18 protein-coding genes and 2 pseudogenes are annotated in these 18380 nt (G+C 61.5%); 11 read left to right on the top strand and 9 right to left on the bottom strand.

All coding sequences use genetic code 11. The features are described from left to right. The first annotated feature begins 1 nt into the window (after window position 1). Window positions 2-1195, top strand: coding sequence for an NnrS family protein (locus HQ843_RS04580; RefSeq protein ID WP_180899622.1), 1194 nt, complete (start codon window positions 2-4; stop codon window positions 1193-1195). Between the two features lie 5 nt (window positions 1196-1200). On the opposite strand, the gene HQ843_RS04585 is transcribed toward HQ843_RS04580, so the two are convergent. Next, a complete protein-coding gene (locus HQ843_RS04585; RefSeq protein WP_180899621.1) occupies window positions 1201-1890 on the bottom strand; it encodes an NnrU family protein in 690 nt (229 codons plus the stop codon). A 135-nt stretch (window positions 1891-2025) separates the two neighbouring features. Between HQ843_RS04585 and HQ843_RS04590 the strand changes: the two genes are divergently transcribed. Further along, window positions 2026-2451, top strand: coding sequence for an RrF2 family transcriptional regulator (locus HQ843_RS04590; protein ID WP_180899620.1), 426 nt, complete (start codon window positions 2026-2028; stop codon window positions 2449-2451). Window positions 2452-2470: 19 nt separating this feature from the next. Here HQ843_RS04590 and HQ843_RS04595 read toward each other — a convergent pair whose 3' ends face one another. Genes HQ843_RS04595 through ubiT (HQ843_RS04610) form a run of 4 tightly spaced genes read right to left on the bottom strand, consistent with a single transcriptional unit; the run spans window position 2471 to window position 5146 of the window. After that, on the bottom strand, window positions 2471-2764 hold the full coding sequence (locus tag HQ843_RS04595; protein ID WP_180899619.1) for a hypothetical protein: 294 nt from the start codon (window positions 2762-2764) through the stop codon (window positions 2471-2473). Further along, entirely contained in the window at window positions 2761-3666 is a 906-nt protein-coding gene (gene ubiV, locus HQ843_RS04600) for a ubiquinone anaerobic biosynthesis protein UbiV (protein ID WP_180899618.1), read from the bottom strand. Before ubiV ends, HQ843_RS04595 begins: the two co-directional genes overlap by 4 nt. A 3-nt stretch (window positions 3667-3669) precedes the next feature. Then, on the bottom strand, window positions 3670-4647 hold the full coding sequence (gene ubiU, locus HQ843_RS04605; RefSeq protein ID WP_180899617.1) for a ubiquinone anaerobic biosynthesis protein UbiU: 978 nt from the start codon (window positions 4645-4647) through the stop codon (window positions 3670-3672). 4 nt (window positions 4648-4651) lie between these two features. Next, window positions 4652-5146: a ubiquinone anaerobic biosynthesis accessory factor UbiT gene (gene ubiT, locus HQ843_RS04610; protein WP_180899616.1), complete on the bottom strand. Its 495-nt coding sequence runs from the start codon at window positions 5144-5146 to the stop codon at window positions 4652-4654. 108 nt (window positions 5147-5254) lie between these two features. Between ubiT (HQ843_RS04610) and HQ843_RS04615 the strand changes: the two genes are divergently transcribed. The 4 genes and pseudogenes from HQ843_RS04615 to HQ843_RS04630 form a co-directional block, all read left to right on the top strand. Then, a complete protein-coding gene (locus tag HQ843_RS04615) occupies window positions 5255-6766 on the top strand; it encodes a UbiD family decarboxylase (RefSeq protein WP_180899615.1) in 1512 nt (503 codons plus the stop codon). Further along, on the top strand, window positions 6763-7356 hold the full coding sequence (locus HQ843_RS04620) for a UbiX family flavin prenyltransferase (RefSeq protein ID WP_180899614.1): 594 nt from the start codon (window positions 6763-6765) through the stop codon (window positions 7354-7356). The genes HQ843_RS04615 and HQ843_RS04620 overlap by 4 nt, the downstream gene beginning before the upstream one ends. A gap of 363 nt (window positions 7357-7719) precedes the next feature. Next, window positions 7720-11397, top strand: a complete 3678-nt coding sequence (locus HQ843_RS04625) for a vitamin B12-dependent ribonucleotide reductase (RefSeq protein WP_180899613.1) — start codon at window positions 7720-7722, stop codon at window positions 11395-11397. Between the two features lie 175 nt (window positions 11398-11572). Beyond that, window positions 11573-12374, top strand: a pseudogene (locus HQ843_RS04630) (IS701 family transposase); the annotation flags it as partial. Here the strand turns inward: HQ843_RS04630 and HQ843_RS04635 are convergent. From HQ843_RS04635 to ubiT (HQ843_RS04645), 3 genes and pseudogenes are all read right to left on the bottom strand, one after another. After that, window positions 12259-12683, bottom strand: a pseudogene (locus HQ843_RS04635) (transposase); the annotation flags it as partial. The pseudogenes HQ843_RS04630 and HQ843_RS04635 overlap by 116 nt on opposite strands. A 73-nt stretch (window positions 12684-12756) precedes the next feature. Continuing rightward, window positions 12757-13752: a ubiquinone anaerobic biosynthesis protein UbiU gene (gene ubiU / locus HQ843_RS04640; RefSeq protein WP_180899612.1), complete on the bottom strand. Its 996-nt coding sequence runs from the start codon at window positions 13750-13752 to the stop codon at window positions 12757-12759. 37 nt (window positions 13753-13789) lie between these two features. Further along, entirely contained in the window at window positions 13790-14302 is a 513-nt protein-coding gene (gene ubiT, locus HQ843_RS04645) for a ubiquinone anaerobic biosynthesis accessory factor UbiT (protein ID WP_180899611.1), read from the bottom strand. Window positions 14303-14312: 10 nt separating this feature from the next. Between ubiT (HQ843_RS04645) and HQ843_RS04650 the strand changes: the two genes are divergently transcribed. The 5 genes from HQ843_RS04650 (at window position 14313) to mog (ending at window position 17865) form a co-directional block, all read left to right on the top strand. Beyond that, window positions 14313-15929, top strand: a complete 1617-nt coding sequence (locus tag HQ843_RS04650) for a UbiD family decarboxylase (RefSeq protein ID WP_180899610.1) — start codon at window positions 14313-14315, stop codon at window positions 15927-15929. Window position 15930: 1 nt separating this feature from the next. After that, window positions 15931-16494, top strand: coding sequence for a UbiX family flavin prenyltransferase (locus tag HQ843_RS04655; RefSeq protein ID WP_180899609.1), 564 nt, complete (start codon window positions 15931-15933; stop codon window positions 16492-16494). Then, window positions 16491-16754, top strand: a complete 264-nt coding sequence (locus HQ843_RS04660; RefSeq protein WP_180899608.1) for a hypothetical protein — start codon at window positions 16491-16493, stop codon at window positions 16752-16754. Before HQ843_RS04655 ends, HQ843_RS04660 begins: the two co-directional genes overlap by 4 nt. A 22-nt stretch (window positions 16755-16776) precedes the next feature. Beyond that, a complete protein-coding gene (locus HQ843_RS04665; protein WP_180899607.1) occupies window positions 16777-17211 on the top strand; it encodes a DUF2478 domain-containing protein in 435 nt (144 codons plus the stop codon). 135 nt (window positions 17212-17346) lie between these two features. Then, entirely contained in the window at window positions 17347-17865 is a 519-nt protein-coding gene (gene mog, locus HQ843_RS04670; RefSeq protein ID WP_180902320.1) for a molybdopterin adenylyltransferase, read from the top strand. Window positions 17866-17890: 25 nt separating this feature from the next. Here the strand turns inward: mog and HQ843_RS04675 are convergent, their stop codons facing one another. After that, a complete protein-coding gene (locus HQ843_RS04675) occupies window positions 17891-18259 on the bottom strand; it encodes a hypothetical protein (RefSeq protein WP_180902319.1) in 369 nt (122 codons plus the stop codon). Window positions 18260-18380 lie beyond the last annotated feature (121 nt).

An 18380-nucleotide genomic window follows, 5' to 3' on the forward strand; every position in this document is an offset into this window, starting at 1 on the left:
AATGACGACAATGGCAAGACAGCGCGCATGGCAGGGACCGGCGATTTTCAGTCATGGCTTCAGGCCCTTCTTCTTTTTCGGCGCGCTTGACGCCGCCCTGCTGATTGCGCTCTGGGTGCCCTGGTATCTGGGGTTCATCCAGGTTCCGAGCATGTTCGCACCCGTCTCTTGGCATGTCCACGAATTGCTGTTCGGCTATGTGCCGGCGATCATCGCAGGCTTTCTTCTGACAGCCGTTCCCAACTGGACGGGACGCCTGCCGGTGGTCGGCTGGCCGCTTGCGGGCCTGTTCGGCCTCTGGCTTGGTGCGCGCGTGATCATCGCCTTTTCGGCCATGCTGCCCTCCGCATTCGTCTATCTTGCAGCTTTGGCTTTTCCACTGGCGCTGATCGGATTTCTGACACGGGAAATTCTGGCCGGGCGCAACTGGCGGAACCTGAAGATGATCGTGGTCCTGTCGCTGTTCACAGCGACACAGCTCCTGTTTTATTATGAAAACATCCGCTACGGCACGTCGGTCTATGCCGAACGCGCCGCTATTGTCCTCGTCATCATGCTGATCCAGATTATCGGCGGCCGGGTTATCCCGAGCTTCACCCGGAACTGGCTCAAGAAGCACGACTATCCGGTTCTTCCGCCCTCTTTCGGCCAGTTCGACCGGTTTGTGATGGTGATGAGCGCTGCCGGTCTTTGCGCATGGATCGTGCTTCCGGCATTTGCCATCGAAGAGCCGGTCCTGGGTGTCCTGCTGATGGCCATCGGCATCCTCAACATCGTGCGGCAATGGCGCTGGCGACCGCTGAAAACCCTTGCCGAGCCGCTGGTCTTCATTCTGCATCTTGCATTCCTGCCGGTCAGTCTGGGCTTTGTGTTCGCCGGCTATGCAGCGCTTTCGGGCAGTGCGGGCGCCGAAAGCGCTGCGATACACTGCTGGACCGTCGGCGCCATCGGCGGCATGACGCTTGCCATCATGACCCGCGCGAGCCGCGGCCACACCGGCCATCCGCTGACGGCACCGCCGGCAACGGTGTCAATCTATCTGGCCATCATGATCGCTCTGGTCCTGCGTCTTGCGGCGGCATTCAACCCGGACTGGACATTCTCACTGATGCCCTTGGCCGGGTTGGCATGGGTCCTCGCCTTTGCAGGCTTCTGCGTGGCTTACGGGCCAATGCTGTTCAGGCCCCGCGGCTGAAACAATCAGAACCAGGCCAGCGGGTCGACGCCGATCAGCATGCGGTGGCCCTGCAACAGGAACCAGGCGTAAAGAGCCAGCCCAAGGCCGGTCCAAAGCCAGAAGCTTCGATCCGTATTAAAATGCGCGCGCCCTTCAACGATTGCCAGAAACGGCACGATGGAGGTTTGCGCGCGGACGGCCACCCACTCGGCATCACCAAGACGACGCCGCGCCCGGCGGTCGAGCACCGGCATTCCCGCGAGGGCGAGCAGCCCCATGCCGCCAAACAGGATCAGCGATACAACATCCCCATTCGGCGGGATGTGCGCCAGCGACCAGATCAGAAAACCGACCAGCACGGGGTGACGGGTTATGGCGGTGATCGGGCCTTGCAAGGCCGCCTCGCCGCTGCGCCGGAAGGTGATCGAAATCCGGTTTTGCGCCGCAAGCCCTGCGGCGATGAACCAGAAGGCAAACGGCATCGCGATCAACGGAACAAGAGCCTGCCACAGCGCGGGATACCACAGGTAGATCGACGGCGCAGATCGTGCCGCGACGACGATCCAGACCAGAAGTAGGGTCGACACAGCGGAGTAGGCGGTGAGATAGACACGACGCCCGAGCAGTGCGATCAATCGGACACGCACGGGTGGTGCCGGTGGGACCACGTGGGCCAGCAGGAAAGCAAGGATCGCGAGCAGGAAATTCGTCATGTTTTGGTCCCGTCGCCGTGCGGAAAATAAGAATCATTTACGATATATGATATTGCCAGTACAGAAGAAATACCCGGATGCGGAACGTCATCTGACGGATCCATTCGGCCGACACAGCATCCACGGAGTTTGCCGATGCGTCTGACAACCTTTTCCGATTATGCGCTGCGCGTGCTGATGTATGCGGCATCTGCCGGCGACCGGCTGATCACGATCGAGGAGACGTCGGCTGCCTATTCGATCTCGAAGACACATCTGATGAAGGTCGTGAATGCGCTGACCAGAAACGGATACCTGATCAGTGTTCGCGGTCGCTCTGGCGGTTTCCGGCTGGCGCTGCCGCCCGAGAAAATCAACCTCGGCGCAGTTATCCGCACAACGGAGTCCGATTTCGCGCTTGTCGAATGCTTTGCGACCGGAAATCAATGTGTGGTCACGAAAACCTGCAAGCTGCCGGCGATACTGAACGAGGCACTCACATCCTTCCTGAACGTATTCGATCACTACACACTCGCTGACATCGTTCTGTCGCCTCAGCCGAAGGTCCTCGGCACCACGTAGGGCGTGTTGAGCAATGTCCTCAAACAGCAGCGCAAATTCTGCAAAAGACGCTGCGATCGACCGCCTGCCAACTGATCTCTTCCAATTCGGCCAAAAGGTCGACCAGGGTGGCAATGGCGGCCAGCTGATGGCGCGAAGACAGCAGGTGCCGGCGGGTTTCGCGCTGCTGTTCCATTTCGATAAAACGTCCGAGCGAATCGTTGACGCGCTGCCGACAGTCACAGTCGAGCGCGACCGTTCCTATGATGGGGTGGATGCGCGTTACCAGCGTCTCGGGGGTAGATATTACGCGGTCGGGGACATGGTGGTTCATGCGGCCACCCACGCCATGCCCGCGGCGCCATGCAGAAATCCATTGGCGTATGGCGCGGCCGAATAGACTTCCTTCAGCTTCACTATGCCCTCTTCTGCGTCCATGCGGCCGTCGCGTACGCCGGCATAAATTGCGGCTACTGCGGTCATGTCGCAATCCTGGGGAGAGAGTCGTAAATGGGTGATGCCCATGCGGGCCAGTTCCGGCAACTCTGCGAGCAGGACCTGACAATGGCGCGACATGGTCTGGACGCCATTGAGGCTGAGGAAGGGCTGACCGTCGAGCGTGTCGATATCCAGGCCATCTGGTTCCTCTCCACAAACGAACTTGCAGTTATCCTTGGTATGTCCCTTGGCGCGCGCATGGGCGCAGCGGGCGGAAATGGCCAGTGGGAGGCGGCCGAAAGCCATGACCTCGTATTCGATCCCTGGTGCGCCCGCAATGATCGCGGCGATCGAGTCGGCTGGTAGTTCGGGCCCCAGACAGATGCGGGTGGCGCCGCGTTTTGCCAGTAGCTTGGCGGTGGCGCCATTGTAGACGTTGACGAAGGGCCCGACGAGATGCGGCTTGCCGGCGAACAGACGCAGGGCCGAAAGATCGTTGGCTTCGGCGAGGGGGGCTTCGGCGGCCAGTTTTCGGGTCTGGGCGACTTCGCGCTCCTGGGTGACCAGGGCGAGCGACGCCAGCGCGACCGATTTGCCGGCAGCGGTCAGCCTTTCGACGACCTGAGGCAGGTAGGGCCGGGTGAAATGGTCTCGCTTGGAACAGACCGCTTCACCCAGCGTCACCGCGTCGACATGTCCCGATTCAGCGATGCGGTGATAGAAATCGCGCCATTTTTCGCCGGACCACAGATAGGGCACGGGACCAATGGTGATCTTGAGGGCGGATGTCTCAGCCATGTATCACCGCCACTTCTTTTCGTAGGCGCCTGAAGTGGTGCGCTGCCCTTCGCTCAGGCGGTGTAGCTGCGCCAGCTTTTGCGGTCGTTCATCTTTGGGGGCCCGAAGGGCAGCCCGGAGGCTGGAAACGACCTGAGCGACATAGGCCTTGCCGCGCTGACGCCCCTCGATTTTGAGGGCCGTGACCCCGGCATCGCGCAAGGCATCGAGATGGTCCATCACGTCCAGACTCACCGGGTCCTCAAAGGCATAACCATCATCATCGGCGACGTGGAACCGTCCCTTGCACAGCGTCGGATATCCCGCCGGCTCGCCCGTGCCGAAACGGTTGATGGTGAAGCCACCCAGCTCCGAGACCATGTCGGAACCGTCCTCGCGATAGCGCACATGGCTGGCCGGGGAGCAGACCCCCTGCATATTGGGAGACTGGCCGGTCACATAGGAAGAGAGTGAGCAGCGCCCCTCAGCCATGACGCAGAGCCCGCCAAAGGCGAAGACTTCGAGCTCGCAATCGACCTGCCTGGCCAGATTGGCAATTTCGGGGACGGTGAGGACGCGCGGGAGTACGAGACGCTTGGCGCCAAAGCTCTCGACCAGCAGGTTGACCGCATCCGCGTTGGACGCCGAGGCCTGGACTGAGACATGCAGGCGTTGCTCGGGATGGGTGTTCGCCACGTAATCCATCAACGCCATGTCGGCAAGGATGACCGCATCAGCTCCGGCCGCCGCCGCGTCATCGGCGGCTCTATACCAAAGTCCCTCGTTGCCGGCCCGCATGAAGGTGTTGAGAGCCACATAGGTCTGCACGCCCCTTGATCGGCCCAGCGCAATGGCATCGCGCAGTTCCTCGCGGCTGAAATTGAGGCCCGGGAAATTACGGGCATTGGTTTCATCACGAAAGCCGCAATAGACCGCGTCGGCACCGGCTTCGACGGCTTCTCGATAGGCTGCGGGTGTTCCGGCAGGGCAGATGAGTTCCATGTTGCTAGACCAGTCCGTTGAGGGCGCGGCGGCGCACCAGTTCGGCCAGCTGACGGAATGGTCCGGCAAACGGGCCCGCCAGACCGGCAAGATCGGATGGCAGGTCGAAGCTGCAATCATCCAGGGCATTGCGCAGGGCGAGCATTGCTTCCATATCGCCGGTCACCGAGAGGCTGCGTGAAAAGAAAACGGCGTCACCATCAATCCGGCCTTCGAGCAGTGCCAGAAGTGTGAGCATGGGGGCTGCCACAGCGCCATCACCGCAGGGAGCTCTGATCTTGCGGAATGCGCGGATAGACTTGCTTGCCGGATGTATCAAAAAGACCAGGTCAAGATCAGTCGGCGCAAAGCAGAACCGTTTACCGGCTTCTGCCCCCAATCGGTCGAACAGGTCAGGGTGCTGCTGCAACGTCTTGTCGAATACCTTGCCAACGATCACCTGCACCAAGGCAAGAGGCAGGCGATTGATGGCGAGTGCAAGAGGGCGCGGCAGCAGCATCTGGCTGTTCCTGTTGAGTGGACGCGCCACGTACACTAGAGGGGGCTGCCACAAAGTACCTTGTTGCAGCGCAAGGAAGGGAACAGATGGCTATGGCAAGGTTGAGGCATGACCCAGCCCCTGTTGCCTCCACTCCGCTATCCCGTTGCCCAGTCACTTGCGTCATTCGTGCAGCAGATCGAGGGACGTGGACTGTTGCGTCGCATCGATACGCCGATCTCAATGAGGCACGACATTACTGAGATTCATCGACGTGTGCTCGAAGCCAATGGACCGGCTTTGCTGATAGAAAATCCGGTTGCAGGTGGCGGCATGCCCTCGAGTGTGCCGGTCCTGGTCAACCTGTTCGGCACGATCGAGCGGGTCGCTCTGGGAATGGGGCTGGAAGTTCAGGATCTTGATCCATTGGGCGAAGGGTTGGCCCAACTGCGCTCGCCAAGGCCACCGCGGGACCTCCGTTCAGCATGGGCGCAGAGGGATATGCTCCGCGCTGCCCTGAGCTTGCGTATGAAGCCGGTCAGCAAGGCGGGATGCCAGGCTGTCGTTTGGCGTGGTGACCAGATCGATCTTGGTCGTCTGCCCGTTCAGACCTGCTGGCCGGGAGAGCCAGCGCCGCTGATCACCTGGCCATTGGTGATCACGCGCGCGCCAGAAGATCCAAGCGACATCAATATCGGTGTCTATCGCATGCAGGTGTTAGGCCCGAATCGCGCCATTGTGCGCTGGCTTCCCAGCCGGGGCGGGGCGCGGCATCATCGTTTGTGGCGCGACAGGGGTGAGGACATGCCCATTGCCGTTGCCATAGGCGCCGATCCGGCCACGCTGCTGGCCGCCGTCATGCCGTTGCCCGATGGGATCAATGAAATGGCATTTGCGGGGGTGTTGCGCCGCCGTCAGAGCCGGGTCGTACGCGCCATGAGCGTCGCACTGCCCGTGCCGGCTGAGGCGGAGATCGTGCTTGAGGGTGCCGCGAGCGTCACCGAGATGGCCCCCGAGGGGCCCTATGGCGACCACACTGGCTACTACAATTCAGTCGAACCATTTCCTGTGGTGACGCTCAGCGCCATTACCATGCGCCTCCAACCGATCTACCTGTCCACTTACACCGGGCGGCCGCCCGACGAGCCGTCGCGCCTGGGCGAGGCTATGACGCCGCTTTTCGTGCCTCTGGCGCGGCAACAATTCCCGGAGATCGCCAATCTGTGGTTGCCGCCCGAAGCGTGTACCTACAGAGCCATGGTCGTGTCCATTGACAAGCGCTATCCGGGTCAGGCCCGGCGCGTGATGATGGGACTCTGGTCGATGCTGCCACAGTTTTCGATGACCAAGCTGATCATTGCGGTCGATCCCGACATCAATGTGCGCGACTGGTCCGATGTCATGTGGGCGGTTGCAACACGCTTCGACGCGATGCGAGATCTGATCACCATACCCGATACGCCCATCGATTATCTCGACTTCGCCTCTCCCCGGCCGGGGCTCGGCGGCAAACTGGGCATCGATGCCACCAACAAGATCGGCCCGGAAACCGACCGTGAATGGGGAAGAAAATTATCCATGTCGGATGACGTCGCCGCTCGTATCGATGCACTATGGTCTGAATTGGGGATCGCGCAATGACCACAAATATTCGCGTTGTCCTGGCGTTAACTGGTGCATCCGGCGCTGCGATTGGCATGCGCATCGCCGGACGGCTGGCCACGCGGCAAGACGTGACCACTCAACTCGTCGTGTCCGACGCGGCCCGGCTCACGCTCGCGCATGAGGTTGGTCCTGATGCCTGGGACCAATTGGTCGGCCACGTAGAAGCGGTGCATCTGGCCGGCAATATAGGTGCCACAATTGCAAGTGGCTCGTTTCGTACCGCTGGCATGATCGTGGCGCCGTGTTCGATGCGGACCTTGGCCGCCATTGCCTCCGGGCTGTCCGACAACCTGATCATGCGGGCCGCAGACGTGCATCTCAAGGAACGGCGACGCCTTGTGCTCCTGACGAGGGAGACGCCGCTTCATCTGGGCCATCTGCGCAACATGGTTGCAGTGACCGAAATGGGGGCGATCATCATGCCCCCTGTGCCCACCTTCTATAATCTTCCGCAAAGCATCGCCGATGTGATCGACAATCTTGCGGCTCGAGCCATCGACATGCTCGACCTGCCCGGCGCGGCGGAGGCCGCCGCTTGGGATGGCAGAGCCTGCTGCGGTCCCTGATTTTGGTGGACGGTCGAGAATGACAACGCCTTTTACTCCGAGCGCATGGGCGGCTGGATGCCGCTGTTTATGATCCGCGCATTGGGCGCCTTCAGTTGCGCCTGCTCAACATATTGTATCATGCTCTTGATGAAGCGCTATATGTGGTGTATTTTTTGACTCGATACATGAATTGCCGGAACCTGAGCGGACAAAATACCAGGACCCGAAGCGGCAACACAGATGCTGCAGAACAGGGTAGGGCAAATTCGCGGGGGCCGCTCCTTCGGGTGACTTCGCTAGGCGAGGCGTCACACAGATCTAAATGAGAAGCCGGATGTTCGGCTGCTGGGCATACGCCCGACACTGGGGAATACAACGACTATGCGTATCGAACGCCAATTTACGACGGCCAACGCGGATCGCTACGGTTCCATCGAGTTCCGCTCGGCAACCTGCGAAATCAAGAACCCCGATGGCTCGGTGGTTTTCAAGTTCGACGAGATTGCCGTGCCCGCGACCTGGACGCAGGTTGCCACCGACATCATTGCCCAGAAATATTTCCGCAAGGCTGGCGTCGCGAAACTACTCAGGAAGGTCGAAGAAAAAGACATACCATCCTGGCTCTGGCGCTCTATACCCGACGAGAAGGCGCTGGCCAAGCTCCCCGAATCCGAACGCTACGGCTCGGAAACGGACTCCCGCCAGGTCTTCGATCGCCTCGCCGGCACTTGGACCTATTGGGGCTGGAAGGGCGGCTATTTCGATAGCGAAGACGACGCGCGCACCTTTTTCGACGAGTTGGCCTATATGCTCGCGACCCAGCGTGTCGCTCCCAATTCCCCGCAATGGTTCAACACGGGCCTCCACTGGGCCTATGGTATCGATGGCCCTGGCCAAGGCCATTTCTATGTCGACCCGTTCACCCACAAGCTCGTGCTGTCCAAGTCGGCCTACGAGCATCCCCAACCGCATGCCTGCTTCATCCAGTCCGTGGGCGACGACCTCGTCAACGAAAACGGCATCATGGATCTGTGGGTCCGCGAGGCCCGTCTGTTCAAATACGGTTCCGGTACCGGCAGCAATTTTTCCAAACTCCGCGGTGAAGGTGAAGTGCTTTCGGGAGGCGGCAAGTCCTCGGGCCTGATGAGCTTTCTCAAGATCGGCGACCGCGCCGCCGGTGCCATCAAATCGGGCGGCACGACTCGTCGCGCCGCAAAAATGGTCGTGCTGGACATCGACCATCCTGATATCGAGCAGTATATCAACTGGAAGGTGAAGGAAGAGCAGAAGGTTGCCGCTCTCGTCACCGGCTCCAAGACCGTATCCAAGCATTTGAGGGCCATCATGATGGCCGCCCTGAACTGCGATGGCGGTTCACGCAATGACTGCTTCGATCTGGCCAGGAACCCGGCTCTCAAGCGCGAAGTCCGCGCCGCCAAGAAGGCCCTGGTGCCGGAAAACTACATCTTCCGCGTCATCCAGTTCGCTCGCCAGGGCTATACCGATCTCGACTTCCCCATCTACGACACCGATTGGGACAGCGAGGCCTACCTGACCGTTTCCGGCCAGAATTCAAACAATTCGGTCCGTGTCACCGACGACTTCCTCAACGCCATAGAGGCGGACAGCGACTGGAACCTGATCGGTCGCATCAAGGGCAATGTCACCAGGACACTCAAGGCGAGGGACCTCTGGGAACAGATCGGTTACGCCGCCTGGGCATCAGCCGATCCCGGCATCCAGTACCACACCACCATCAATGAGTGGCATACCTGCCCCGAGGCCGGTCTGATCGTGGCGTCCAATCCGTGCTCGGAATACATGTTCCTCGACGACACGGCTTGCAATCTCTGCTCGATCAACCTGCTGCCCTACCGCAATGCTGACTCGTCCTTCGATACCGCCGCCTTCGAACACACCGTGCGCCTCTGGACCATCGTGCTCGAAATCTCGGTGATGATGGCCCAGTTCCCGAGCCGCGCCATTGCCGAACGCTCGTTCGAATACCGCACCCTGGGCATCGGCTACGCCAATATCGGTGGTCTCCTCATGACCTCTGGCATTCCCTATGACTCGGTCGAGGGCCGCGCCATTTCCGGCGCTATAACCGCGATCATGACCGGCGTTTCCTATGCGACCTCGGCCGAAATGGCCAAGGAACTGGGGCCCTTCGAGAACTACAAGCGCAACGCCAGGCACATGCTGCGCGTCATCCGCAACCATCGCAATGCCGCTCATGGCAATGCGACCGGCTACGAAGAACTGAGCATGAACCCGGTCCCGCTCGACCACGGCAACCTCCAGGACGCGTCCCTCAGTGAACGTGCCAGGCTGGCCTGGGACAATGCCCTCGCACTTGGCGAACAACATGGCTACCGCAATGCGCAGGTTTCCGTTCTCGCTCCCACCGGCACGATCGGGCTTGTCATGGACTGCGACACAACCGGCATCGAACCGGACTTTGCCCTGGTCAAATTCAAGAAGCTGGCTGGCGGCGGCTATTTCAAGATCATAAATCGTGCCGTGCCCCCGGCCCTGCGGACCCTCGGCTATTCCGAGGGTCAGATTGCTGAGATGGAGGCCTATGCGGTGGGTTATGGCAATCTCAATCAGGCTCCCGCCATCAATCCGGCGACCTTGCGCACCAAGGGCTTCACCGACGACAAGATCGCCGCGCTTAACGCCGCGGCCGCTTCGGCCTTCGACATCAAGTTCATCTTCAACCAGTGGACGCTGGGCGCTGACTTCCTGAAAACCCTCGGCGTCACCGATGAGCAACTGGGCGATTTCTCCTTCGACCTCCTTAGCCATCTCGGCTTCTCGAAAAAGGACATCGAAGCCGCCAACATCCATGTCTGCGGGGCCATGACGCTGGAAGGTGCGCCCTTCCTCAAGGACGAGCATCTGCCCGTCTTCGATTGCGCCACCCCCTGCGGCAAGATCGGCAAGCGCTACCTCTCGGTCGAATCGCACATTCTTATGATGGCGGCGGCTCAACCCTTCATCTCTGGCGCGATCTCCAAGACCATCAACATGCCCAACGACGCCACTGTCGAGGACGCCAAGAACGCCTACATGCTCTCCTGGCGCCTGGCGCTCAAGGCCAATGCACTCTATCGCGACGGCTCCAAGCTCTCCCAGCCGCTCAATTCTTCCGTGCTCGCCGCCGATGACGACGAGGACGACGCTGTGGAAGCCATTGCCGCTCTGCCTGCCGCCGTACGCACCGAAGTGATTGTCGAAAAGATCGTTGAAAAGGCCTTCCGCGAACGCGAAAAGATGCCAGATCGCCGCAAGGGTTACACGCAGAAGGCCGTCGTTGGTGGCCACAAGGTCTATGTCCGCACCGGCGAATATGATGACGGGCGCCTCGGGGAAATCTTCATCGACATGCACAAGGAAGGTGCCGCCTTCCGCGCTATGATGAACAATTTCGCCATCGCCATCAGCCTTGGCCTGCAATATGGCGTGCCGCTGGACGAATATGTAGAAGCCTTCACCTTCACCCGCTTCGAGCCGGCCGGCATGGTCATGGGCAATGACCGGATCAAGAACGCCACCTCGATTCTGGATTATCTGTTCCGTGAGTTGGCCGTTTCTTATCTCGACCGGAACGATCTCGCCCACGTCAATCCGGACAGCCCCACTTCGCTCGGCAAGGGCGTTGCCGAGGAGCAGGGTGCGCGTACCGCGCCTGCCCCCGCCCCGGTGACTGTGACTGCAGAGCGCTTTGTCTCCCGCGGCATGACCCGCGGCAAGATGCAGAACGCTTCGCTTATGCTGGTGTCAAAGTCTCAGGCGGAGTCATTGAGCCAGCAGATCTCAACTCTGACGACCCTCAAATCCGCCGCAGCTCTCAACATCGCCCCGAGGTCAACGGCTCTTAAGCCAGCAGATATAACCCCGCCGCCAGCAAAAAAGGTCGATCTCCTCCGGACAGAGGCTCAAATCAAGGGTTATACCGGCGATCAATGCACAGAGTGCAACAATTTCACCATGGTGCGGAACGGAACCTGCCTGAAGTGCGACACCTGTGGGACGACAACCGGGTGTAGCTAGGAGTCGACCGCTGGGTCAGTGAATGTCACCACCCATGAAGTTTGACCAGATTCCTGGCATTCTACGCAGAAAGGTGAGGCAAAGAGAGGTGGCTCTGAAAATCTGAACAGCGGTGATAAGTTGGATGTTTCATTACAGTTACAATTTGAAGTGAGTTCTGAATCGAAGGGTGACCATGATTCGGAGGTCATGGATGATGGGTGCATCGATTGAAGAGACACTGGAGGTTTGGGCGTCCTCGTTGCGCGACGTGAAGGGGCGCATGCGCGGATTGTTCACGCAAGAGCGCGTTGCCACATCGGCGAACCTGTTTCTGGACGGCTTGCTCGGGGACGAGCGCCGCAAGACAGGTTGGAAGCGGGCCGAGGCGGCTGGCGATCCCGGGCCGTGGCGACAGCAGGCCATTTTGGGCCGGGGGCGTTGGGACGCTGACGGGTTGCGCGATATCGTGCGCGATTATGTTGTCGAGAACCTGGCCACAGACGACGCGGTCTTGGTGATCGATGAGACCGGGTTCCTCAAGCAGGGCAAGGCATCCTGCGGTGTTGCACGCCAATACACCGGTTCGGCCGGTAAGATTACGAACTGCCAGATCGGTGTGTTTGCCGCCTACGTGTCCGCTCGCGGTCACGCCTTTATCGCTCGCGCTTTGTACTTGCCCAAGAGCTGGGCCGGCGATCCGCGCGATCCATGTCCCTGAAGCTGTAGCTTTTGCCACCAAACCGGCGCTGGCTGTTCAAGTGATCCGTCGAGCGCTGATAGCAGATGTGCCTTTTTCCTGGGTTGCCGCGGATGCGGTGTATGGCGTCGGCGATGTCGAACAGGCCTTGCGCCGAGCCTGTAAAGGCTATGTTCTCGGGGTCAAGTTGGACCACCACTTCGGCTCTTGGGTGGGCAAGCCTCCGGTCGCCGGAACCGCTGGGGAAGTCGCACAAGACCTCGAACCAGAGACATGGCTGCGTCTCTCTGCCGGTGAACCTTTTTGAGGCGGTCGCCATTGCGCGCCACCGTTCGTTGAACCAGCGGGCCAGGCCCGAGGCCGACTGATGGCGCAGCCACAGCCAGGCTAGTTCGACCATCGTCGTTCGCAGCCGCGGATTGCCGGCCTTTGACACGCCTTGTTCGTGATCGATCGTGCCGCTGTTCCATGGGGACGGCGCCAGTCCTGCGTACGCGGCCACCTGCCTGCGGTTATTGAAGTGCCGGAACAACCCTTCGGCGTGGAGGATCGTCGCGAATTCCAGCCCGATGCCCTTCAGTTTGAGCAACATCGCCGCCGGCGTTGAGGCGTCCACCGCCACTGCGGCGAACAGCGGGCCAAGGATGATTGTGGGACGTTCTGTCATGTGGGTTCCCCCCTCAGCACCAGGTCCTGCGGTAAGCATCGGCGGTCGTCGTCTGCCCCTCGCTCAGGCGCCGGAGTTCGCCTACGGGAATGGAATTGTCGGCGGCTTGTGCATCCACGGCGCGGCGAAAGCTCGCTACCACATCGCGAATGTAGGAGCGACTGCGCTGGCGGCCTTCGATCTTGAGCGCCGTCACGCAGGCACGTGCGAGCTCGGGGATCAGTGTCGCAGCGTCGAGGCTCACAGGATCCTCAAAGACGTGGCCGCGCTTGCCGCCAACGGAGAAGCAACTCTTGCACAGCGTCGGATAGGACGCCGGCTCGTGCTTCGAAACACGGTCGATGATGGTGAATACGCCCAGCCGTGAGACGAGCTCGCCGCCTTCCTCGCGGTGGTGGACATGGCTTGTCGGCGAGCAGACGCCGTTCATGTTGGGCGACCTGCCGGTGGCGTAGGAGGAGAGCGAACAGCACCCCTCGGCCATGACGCACAGGCCCCCAACGACGAAGACCTCCGTCTCGCACGGCGCCTCCCGGTTGATGGCGGCGATCTCGGCCACGGTGAGAACGCGCGGCAGCACCACGCGCTTCACATAGAATTCTTCCACATAGAAGCGGATCGTATCGGCATTCTTCGTCGCCTGCACGGAGAAATGGCGCCGCAGGCCGGGGTACCGTTCGGCGGCATAGGCGATGAGACCGATATCGTTGAGAATCATCGCATCGGCTCCAGCCCCTGCCGCCTCGTCCACGGCCCTGTGCCAGATTTCAGCGGCGCCCGCCCGCGGAAAAGTATTGATGACGACGAGGACGCGCGCGCCCTTCGCATGGGCATAGGCGACACCTTGCGCCAACTCCTCGGGCAAGAAATTTAGGCCAGGAAAATTGCGTGCGTCGGTTTCGTCGTGGAAGCCGCAATAGATGCTGTCCGCGCCCGCATCCACGGCGGTGCGGAGCGCGGCAGGCGTGCCGGCCGGACATACGAGTTCGAGTTTGTTGCCCTCTCCCATCGTCAACCCCTGTCGGAGCGCGTCAGTGCCAAGCCTGTCAGACGAGAGACCATTGGCACAGGTGTCGGGTTATGCGCTCCACTCCGTTGCTCACCGGGCCCAGCGTGGCTGCTGCCTCCGCAAACAGATCGAATTTGGCGTCATCAAGTGCATTGCGCAACGCCAGCACGGCCTCTGTGTCGCCCTCGATAGCGATGTCGCGGGAGAAGAACAGCGCGTCGCCATCGGCCGCACCGTGAACGAGACCGAGGAGCGCGCCGAGCGTGCCGGCGACGCGTACATCCCACGCGCCGCCGACCTCGCAGCGACAGGGTTCGATATGTGGGCGGTCACGGCGGGGTTCCAAGCGAAAGACGAAGGGGAGATCGATCGGATCGAGAAGAAAGACCTTCTCGGCATGGACCCCGAGCCGGGCGAAGAGCCCGGGCTGCAGCCGGCCCACGCTCTTCGCCATTTGTCGCAATAACAGGCCGAGGGGTGGAAGCGGCAAGGGCAGCAGGAAGAGCCGAACACCCGTCGGCGGCAGAGCAAAGTCGGTGGGGTCGTTCATACCGGACAGCATGCAGGGAAAGGCCGCGCCGTCATTGCGCCAGCGCAAAGACGGCAGGAGTTTCGTACCCTCATGGAAGGTTCAAGGAGATGCTTGTGCCCATCCGAGACTTTCCCCCTTTCGTGACCTGCGCGATTTTCTCGGTCATCTGGCGGAGGCGGACGATCTCGCTCGCATTTCAGAGCCCGTGTCGTTCGTCCACGAGATCAGCGAAATCCATCGCCGCGTGATTGCGATCGGCGGACCGGCGCTCTGCTTCGAGCATGCGCGAGACGCCCCCGGGCAACGTGCTGCCATGCCCGTCATCGTCAACCTGTTTGGTACTGCGCGAAGGGTCGCGGCCGGCTTCGGAGTCCGGCCGGAGCGCCTTCCTGTGCTTGGACAGGCGCTTGCTGCGCTCCGATGGCAGCAACCTCTGAACGGCGTTCGCGACGCGGTGAACCGCTGGTCGATGCTCAAGGCCGCCCTGCGGACGCGCGCCCAGACCGTGGCACGCCCGCCTGTGCAGGCGGTGGTGCGCAGAGGCGCCGAGGTGAGCTTAAGCGACCTGCCGATCCAGACTTGCTGGCCCACTGAGCCGGCGCCGCTCATCACCTGGCCGCTGGTGATTACCCGCTCGCCGGATGCCGACCCCGCAGATAGCGCCGGCCTCAACTCCGGTGTCTACCGGATGCAGGTGCTCGGTCGCGATCGCTTGATTATGCGCTGGCTGGCCCATCGCGGCGGCGCCGCCCATCACCGCGCCTGGGCGGGGCAACGGAAAGAAATGCCGGTTGCAGTTGCAATCGGCACCGACCCCGCCACGATGCTGGCCGCGGTCATGCCATTGCCCGAGAATCTTTCGGAACTGAACTTCGCCGGCCTGCTGCGCGGGGAGCGGCCACGCGTCACGTCGGCCGCCAGCGTGCCGCTCATGGTGCCGGCCGATGCGGAGATCCTGATCGAAGGCTGGGTTTCACCCACGAAGACAGCACCGGAGGGACCCTATGGCGACCACACCGGCTACTACAACGGGATAGAGGAATTCCCCGTGATGGGGGTGACTGCGATCACGACCCGCCGCGATCCGCTCTATATCTCCACTTTCACCGGCCGACCACCGGACAAGCCTTCGGTGATAGGGAAAGCGCTGAACGAACTTCTCCTGCCTCGCATCCGCCAGCAGATACCGGAGGTTGCCAATCTCTATCTCCCGCCGGCCGCCTGTTCGTACCGGCTGGCGGTGGTCGCTATCCGCAAGCGCTATCCGGGACAGGCGCGACGGGTGATGGCGGCACTGTGGGGGATGCTTCCCCAGTTCAGCTACACCAAGGGCATCGTCGTGGTGGACGACGACATCGACGTGAAAAGCGGTGCGGATGTGCTTTTGGCTGTCTCGACGCGGGCGGACCCGTCGCACGATCTCATGCTCATGGAACGCACGCCGATCGATTACCTCGACTTCGCCTCGCCGGAGCTGGGCCTGGGCGGCAAGCTCGGCATCAACGCGACGAACAAGATCGGTGCGGAGACGCACCGCGAGTGGGCTCGGCCGCTCGCCATGCCCGTCGACATCTCCGCGCGGATCGATGCGCTCTGGCCCCGTCTTAGCTTGCGCATGGATAAACCTGAAGCGGAAGGGGAGTGAGATGAACGCACGTGTCGTCGTCGGTATCAGCGGTGCGTCGGGTGCGGCCATCGGTGCGCAGGTGGTACAGATTCTGGCAGGCCTGGGTGCCTGCGTCTATCTCGTCATTTCGCCTGCCGCCGAGCAAACCATCGTTGAGGAACTGGGGCCGCATGCGCTGACCGCAATGAACGATTTGCCCGCGCGCCGCCACAGAGCGGTCAATGTTGGCGCCGATATCGCCTCGGGCTCCACGCCGACATCCGGCATGATTGTCGCGCCATGTTCGATGCGGACGCTGTCGGCCATCGCTCACTCGTTCTCGGACAATCTTCTTGTCCGTGCAGCTGACGTGCACCTGAAGGAACGCCGCCCGCTCATCCTGATCGCCCGCGAGACGCCGCTTCACCTCGGACACTTGAGGGCAATGACGGCGGTCACCAAGATGGGTGCAATCGTCATGCCGCCGGTTCCGGCCTTCTACTTGCGTCCTCGTGACATAGATGACGTAATCGACCAGATCGCGCGTCAGGCGGTCGATTTGCTGCGCATCGCGCCGGCGATTGCGCAGGTATGGCAGGGTTGACTTCTAGCTTACCAATTGAAGGCGCAACACTGGACAATGCCGCGCTCGAAGCGACAATCCGCTCATATGCCTCCGCCAACGATATGGCCGTCGCAGACTGCGTGGCGGCGGTAGTCCGCAGCTTCCTCGACCAGGCCGACGACGATACCTGGCTTCAGCTTGTCGGTATCATGGGGCGGGCCGAGGATCCTGGCCTTGCCGCGCTCCGCGCGATCCTGCTGCATTACGTCGGCGATCTGAAAGCGACTGCCGTCGCCTGATCAAACGCGAAAGGTTCTAAGCATGCTCATGGAAAATCCCGCAATAACAGCTATCCGCGCCGAAGCCGGCAAACCCGTCGATCCGATCTTTGCCGACGTCACAGCCGCTTTGCGTCGCTGCGGCCTGCGCATTGGTGGCATCCTGCAGGAAGAGCATCCCGGCTTTGGCGGTGCACGCTCCGCCACGCGCCTGCGCAACCTTTCCGACGACACGCTGATACAGATTTCACAGGATCTCGGCCGCCATGCCCGCGGCTGCCGCCTCGATCCGGGTGCACTTGCCGAGGCGGCGCGCCGGCTTGAAGCTACGGTCGACACGGGTGTCGATCTTCTGATCCTCAACCACTTCGGCAAATCCAACGCGGAGGGCGCTGACCTGCGGCCCATCATCGAGCGGGCGATCCTGGCCGGGGTGCTGGTGCTCACTGCGGTTCGTGGGGAATATGCCTCCGCCTGAGGACAATTCCACGACGGAATGGCGGCGTGGCTTCCGGCGGATGCAAGGGCGGTGCTCGCATGGTGCCGGGCGGCGCCGGGCCTGGCTCAGGTGCCTGCCGATGCGCTTGACACCGCCGAGCGCTCAATGGTCATGATCCGGATCGGCATTCTCACCATTTCCGACCGCGCGAGCCGTGGGGAGTATGAAGATGCGAGCGGCGATGCCATCGAAACCTGGCTCACGCGCACCATCACCTCACCCTGGTCCTCCGACCGGCGTATCGTCCCCGATGGCATCGAGCCAGTCCGAAGCGCCCTGACCTCTCTTTGCGACAGGAATCATGCCGATCTCATCCTCACCACCGGTGGCATGGGGCCGGCTCCCCGCGATCTGACCCCGGAGACGATGCAGATGGTGATCGAACGTGAACTGCCGGGCTTTGGCGAGCTCATGCGTCGTGTCAGCCTGGAAACCGTGCCCACCGCCATCCTCTCGCGGCAGATGGCGGGCACTCGTGGACACACCCTGATCGTCAACCTGCCGGGCAAGCCCGCTTCAATCGATGTCTGCCTGGATGCCGTGTTCCCGGCGATCCCCTATCGCCTGGACCTGATCGGGGCGGGCCGGATCGAGACGGACCCGCATGTGTGCTGTGCCTTTCGGCCTTCTTGAGAACTCAGGTCGAGCGAGTATGTCGTCAAGAGGGTTTCTTGTTCACGCCATCGGTCGACGATGCCGCCGTATCGCGCAACAGACGGGCAGCTTCAACCGCCTGGCTGGCGATTTCGTCGAACAAGAGTGCCATCTCCATGAAAACGGTGGGATCGCTCTCGCGGTCGGTGATTTCGTCGATTTCGGCGAGGAACGATAGTTGCGCGGCAATCCAATCCCTCCGGTGGCGTGCCTCCCTCAATCCGTTCCTCAACTGATGACGGCTTTCGAGAGCGGAAAAGCGATCGAGCGCTTCGTCCAGTTTCGTCCGGCAGCGGCAATCCAGTTCCACGGAAGACAACACCCGGCGCAGCCGTGAAGCGACGTCGGAACGGTTTGGGCTATCGGCAGGCATGGTCACGGCTCGATTCTCCCTCACCGGTTGGCCCATGTTGGCGTCGGTACTCTGCTTCTCGAAGCAATCCCGGAAGGATAACAACCCGAGTGGGAGGGACGTTGATGTAGCGCAAGCTCGG

Source organism: Martelella sp. NC20 (genome assembly GCF_013459645.1).
In the GTDB taxonomy this organism is placed as follows: domain Bacteria; phylum Pseudomonadota; class Alphaproteobacteria; order Rhizobiales; family Rhizobiaceae; genus Martelella.

Excerpts from the sequence above, each read along its gene's own strand:
- HQ843_RS04615 (WP_180899615.1), top strand. The coding sequence starts at position 5,255 with ATGACCCAGCCCCTGTTGCCTCCACTCCGCTATCCCGTTGCCCAGTCA.
- ubiU (WP_180899612.1), bottom strand. The coding sequence starts at position 13,752 with ATGGGAGAGGGCAACAAACTCGAACTCGTATGTCCGGCCGGCACGCCT.
- HQ843_RS04665 (WP_180899607.1), top strand. The coding sequence starts at position 16,777 with ATGCTCATGGAAAATCCCGCAATAACAGCTATCCGCGCCGAAGCCGGC.
- ubiT (WP_180899611.1), bottom strand. The coding sequence starts at position 14,302 with ATGAACGACCCCACCGACTTTGCTCTGCCGCCGACGGGTGTTCGGCTC.
- HQ843_RS04595 (WP_180899619.1), bottom strand. The coding sequence starts at position 2,764 with ATGAACCACCATGTCCCCGACCGCGTAATATCTACCCCCGAGACGCTG.
- HQ843_RS04655 (WP_180899609.1), top strand. The coding sequence starts at position 15,931 with ATGAACGCACGTGTCGTCGTCGGTATCAGCGGTGCGTCGGGTGCGGCC.
- HQ843_RS04650 (WP_180899610.1), top strand. The coding sequence starts at position 14,313 with ATGCAGGGAAAGGCCGCGCCGTCATTGCGCCAGCGCAAAGACGGCAGG.
- ubiT (WP_180899616.1), bottom strand. The coding sequence starts at position 5,146 with ATGCTGCTGCCGCGCCCTCTTGCACTCGCCATCAATCGCCTGCCTCTT.
- ubiV (WP_180899618.1), bottom strand. The coding sequence starts at position 3,666 with ATGGCTGAGACATCCGCCCTCAAGATCACCATTGGTCCCGTGCCCTAT.
- HQ843_RS04620 (WP_180899614.1), top strand. The coding sequence starts at position 6,763 with ATGACCACAAATATTCGCGTTGTCCTGGCGTTAACTGGTGCATCCGGC.
- HQ843_RS04580 (WP_180899622.1), top strand. The coding sequence starts at position 2 with ATGACGACAATGGCAAGACAGCGCGCATGGCAGGGACCGGCGATTTTC.
- HQ843_RS04590 (WP_180899620.1), top strand. The coding sequence starts at position 2,026 with ATGCGTCTGACAACCTTTTCCGATTATGCGCTGCGCGTGCTGATGTAT.
- HQ843_RS04675 (WP_180902319.1), bottom strand. The coding sequence starts at position 18,259 with ATGCCTGCCGATAGCCCAAACCGTTCCGACGTCGCTTCACGGCTGCGC.
- ubiU (WP_180899617.1), bottom strand. The coding sequence starts at position 4,647 with ATGGAACTCATCTGCCCTGCCGGAACACCCGCAGCCTATCGAGAAGCC.
- HQ843_RS04585 (WP_180899621.1), bottom strand. The coding sequence starts at position 1,890 with ATGACGAATTTCCTGCTCGCGATCCTTGCTTTCCTGCTGGCCCACGTG.
- HQ843_RS04625 (WP_180899613.1), top strand. The coding sequence starts at position 7,720 with ATGCGTATCGAACGCCAATTTACGACGGCCAACGCGGATCGCTACGGT.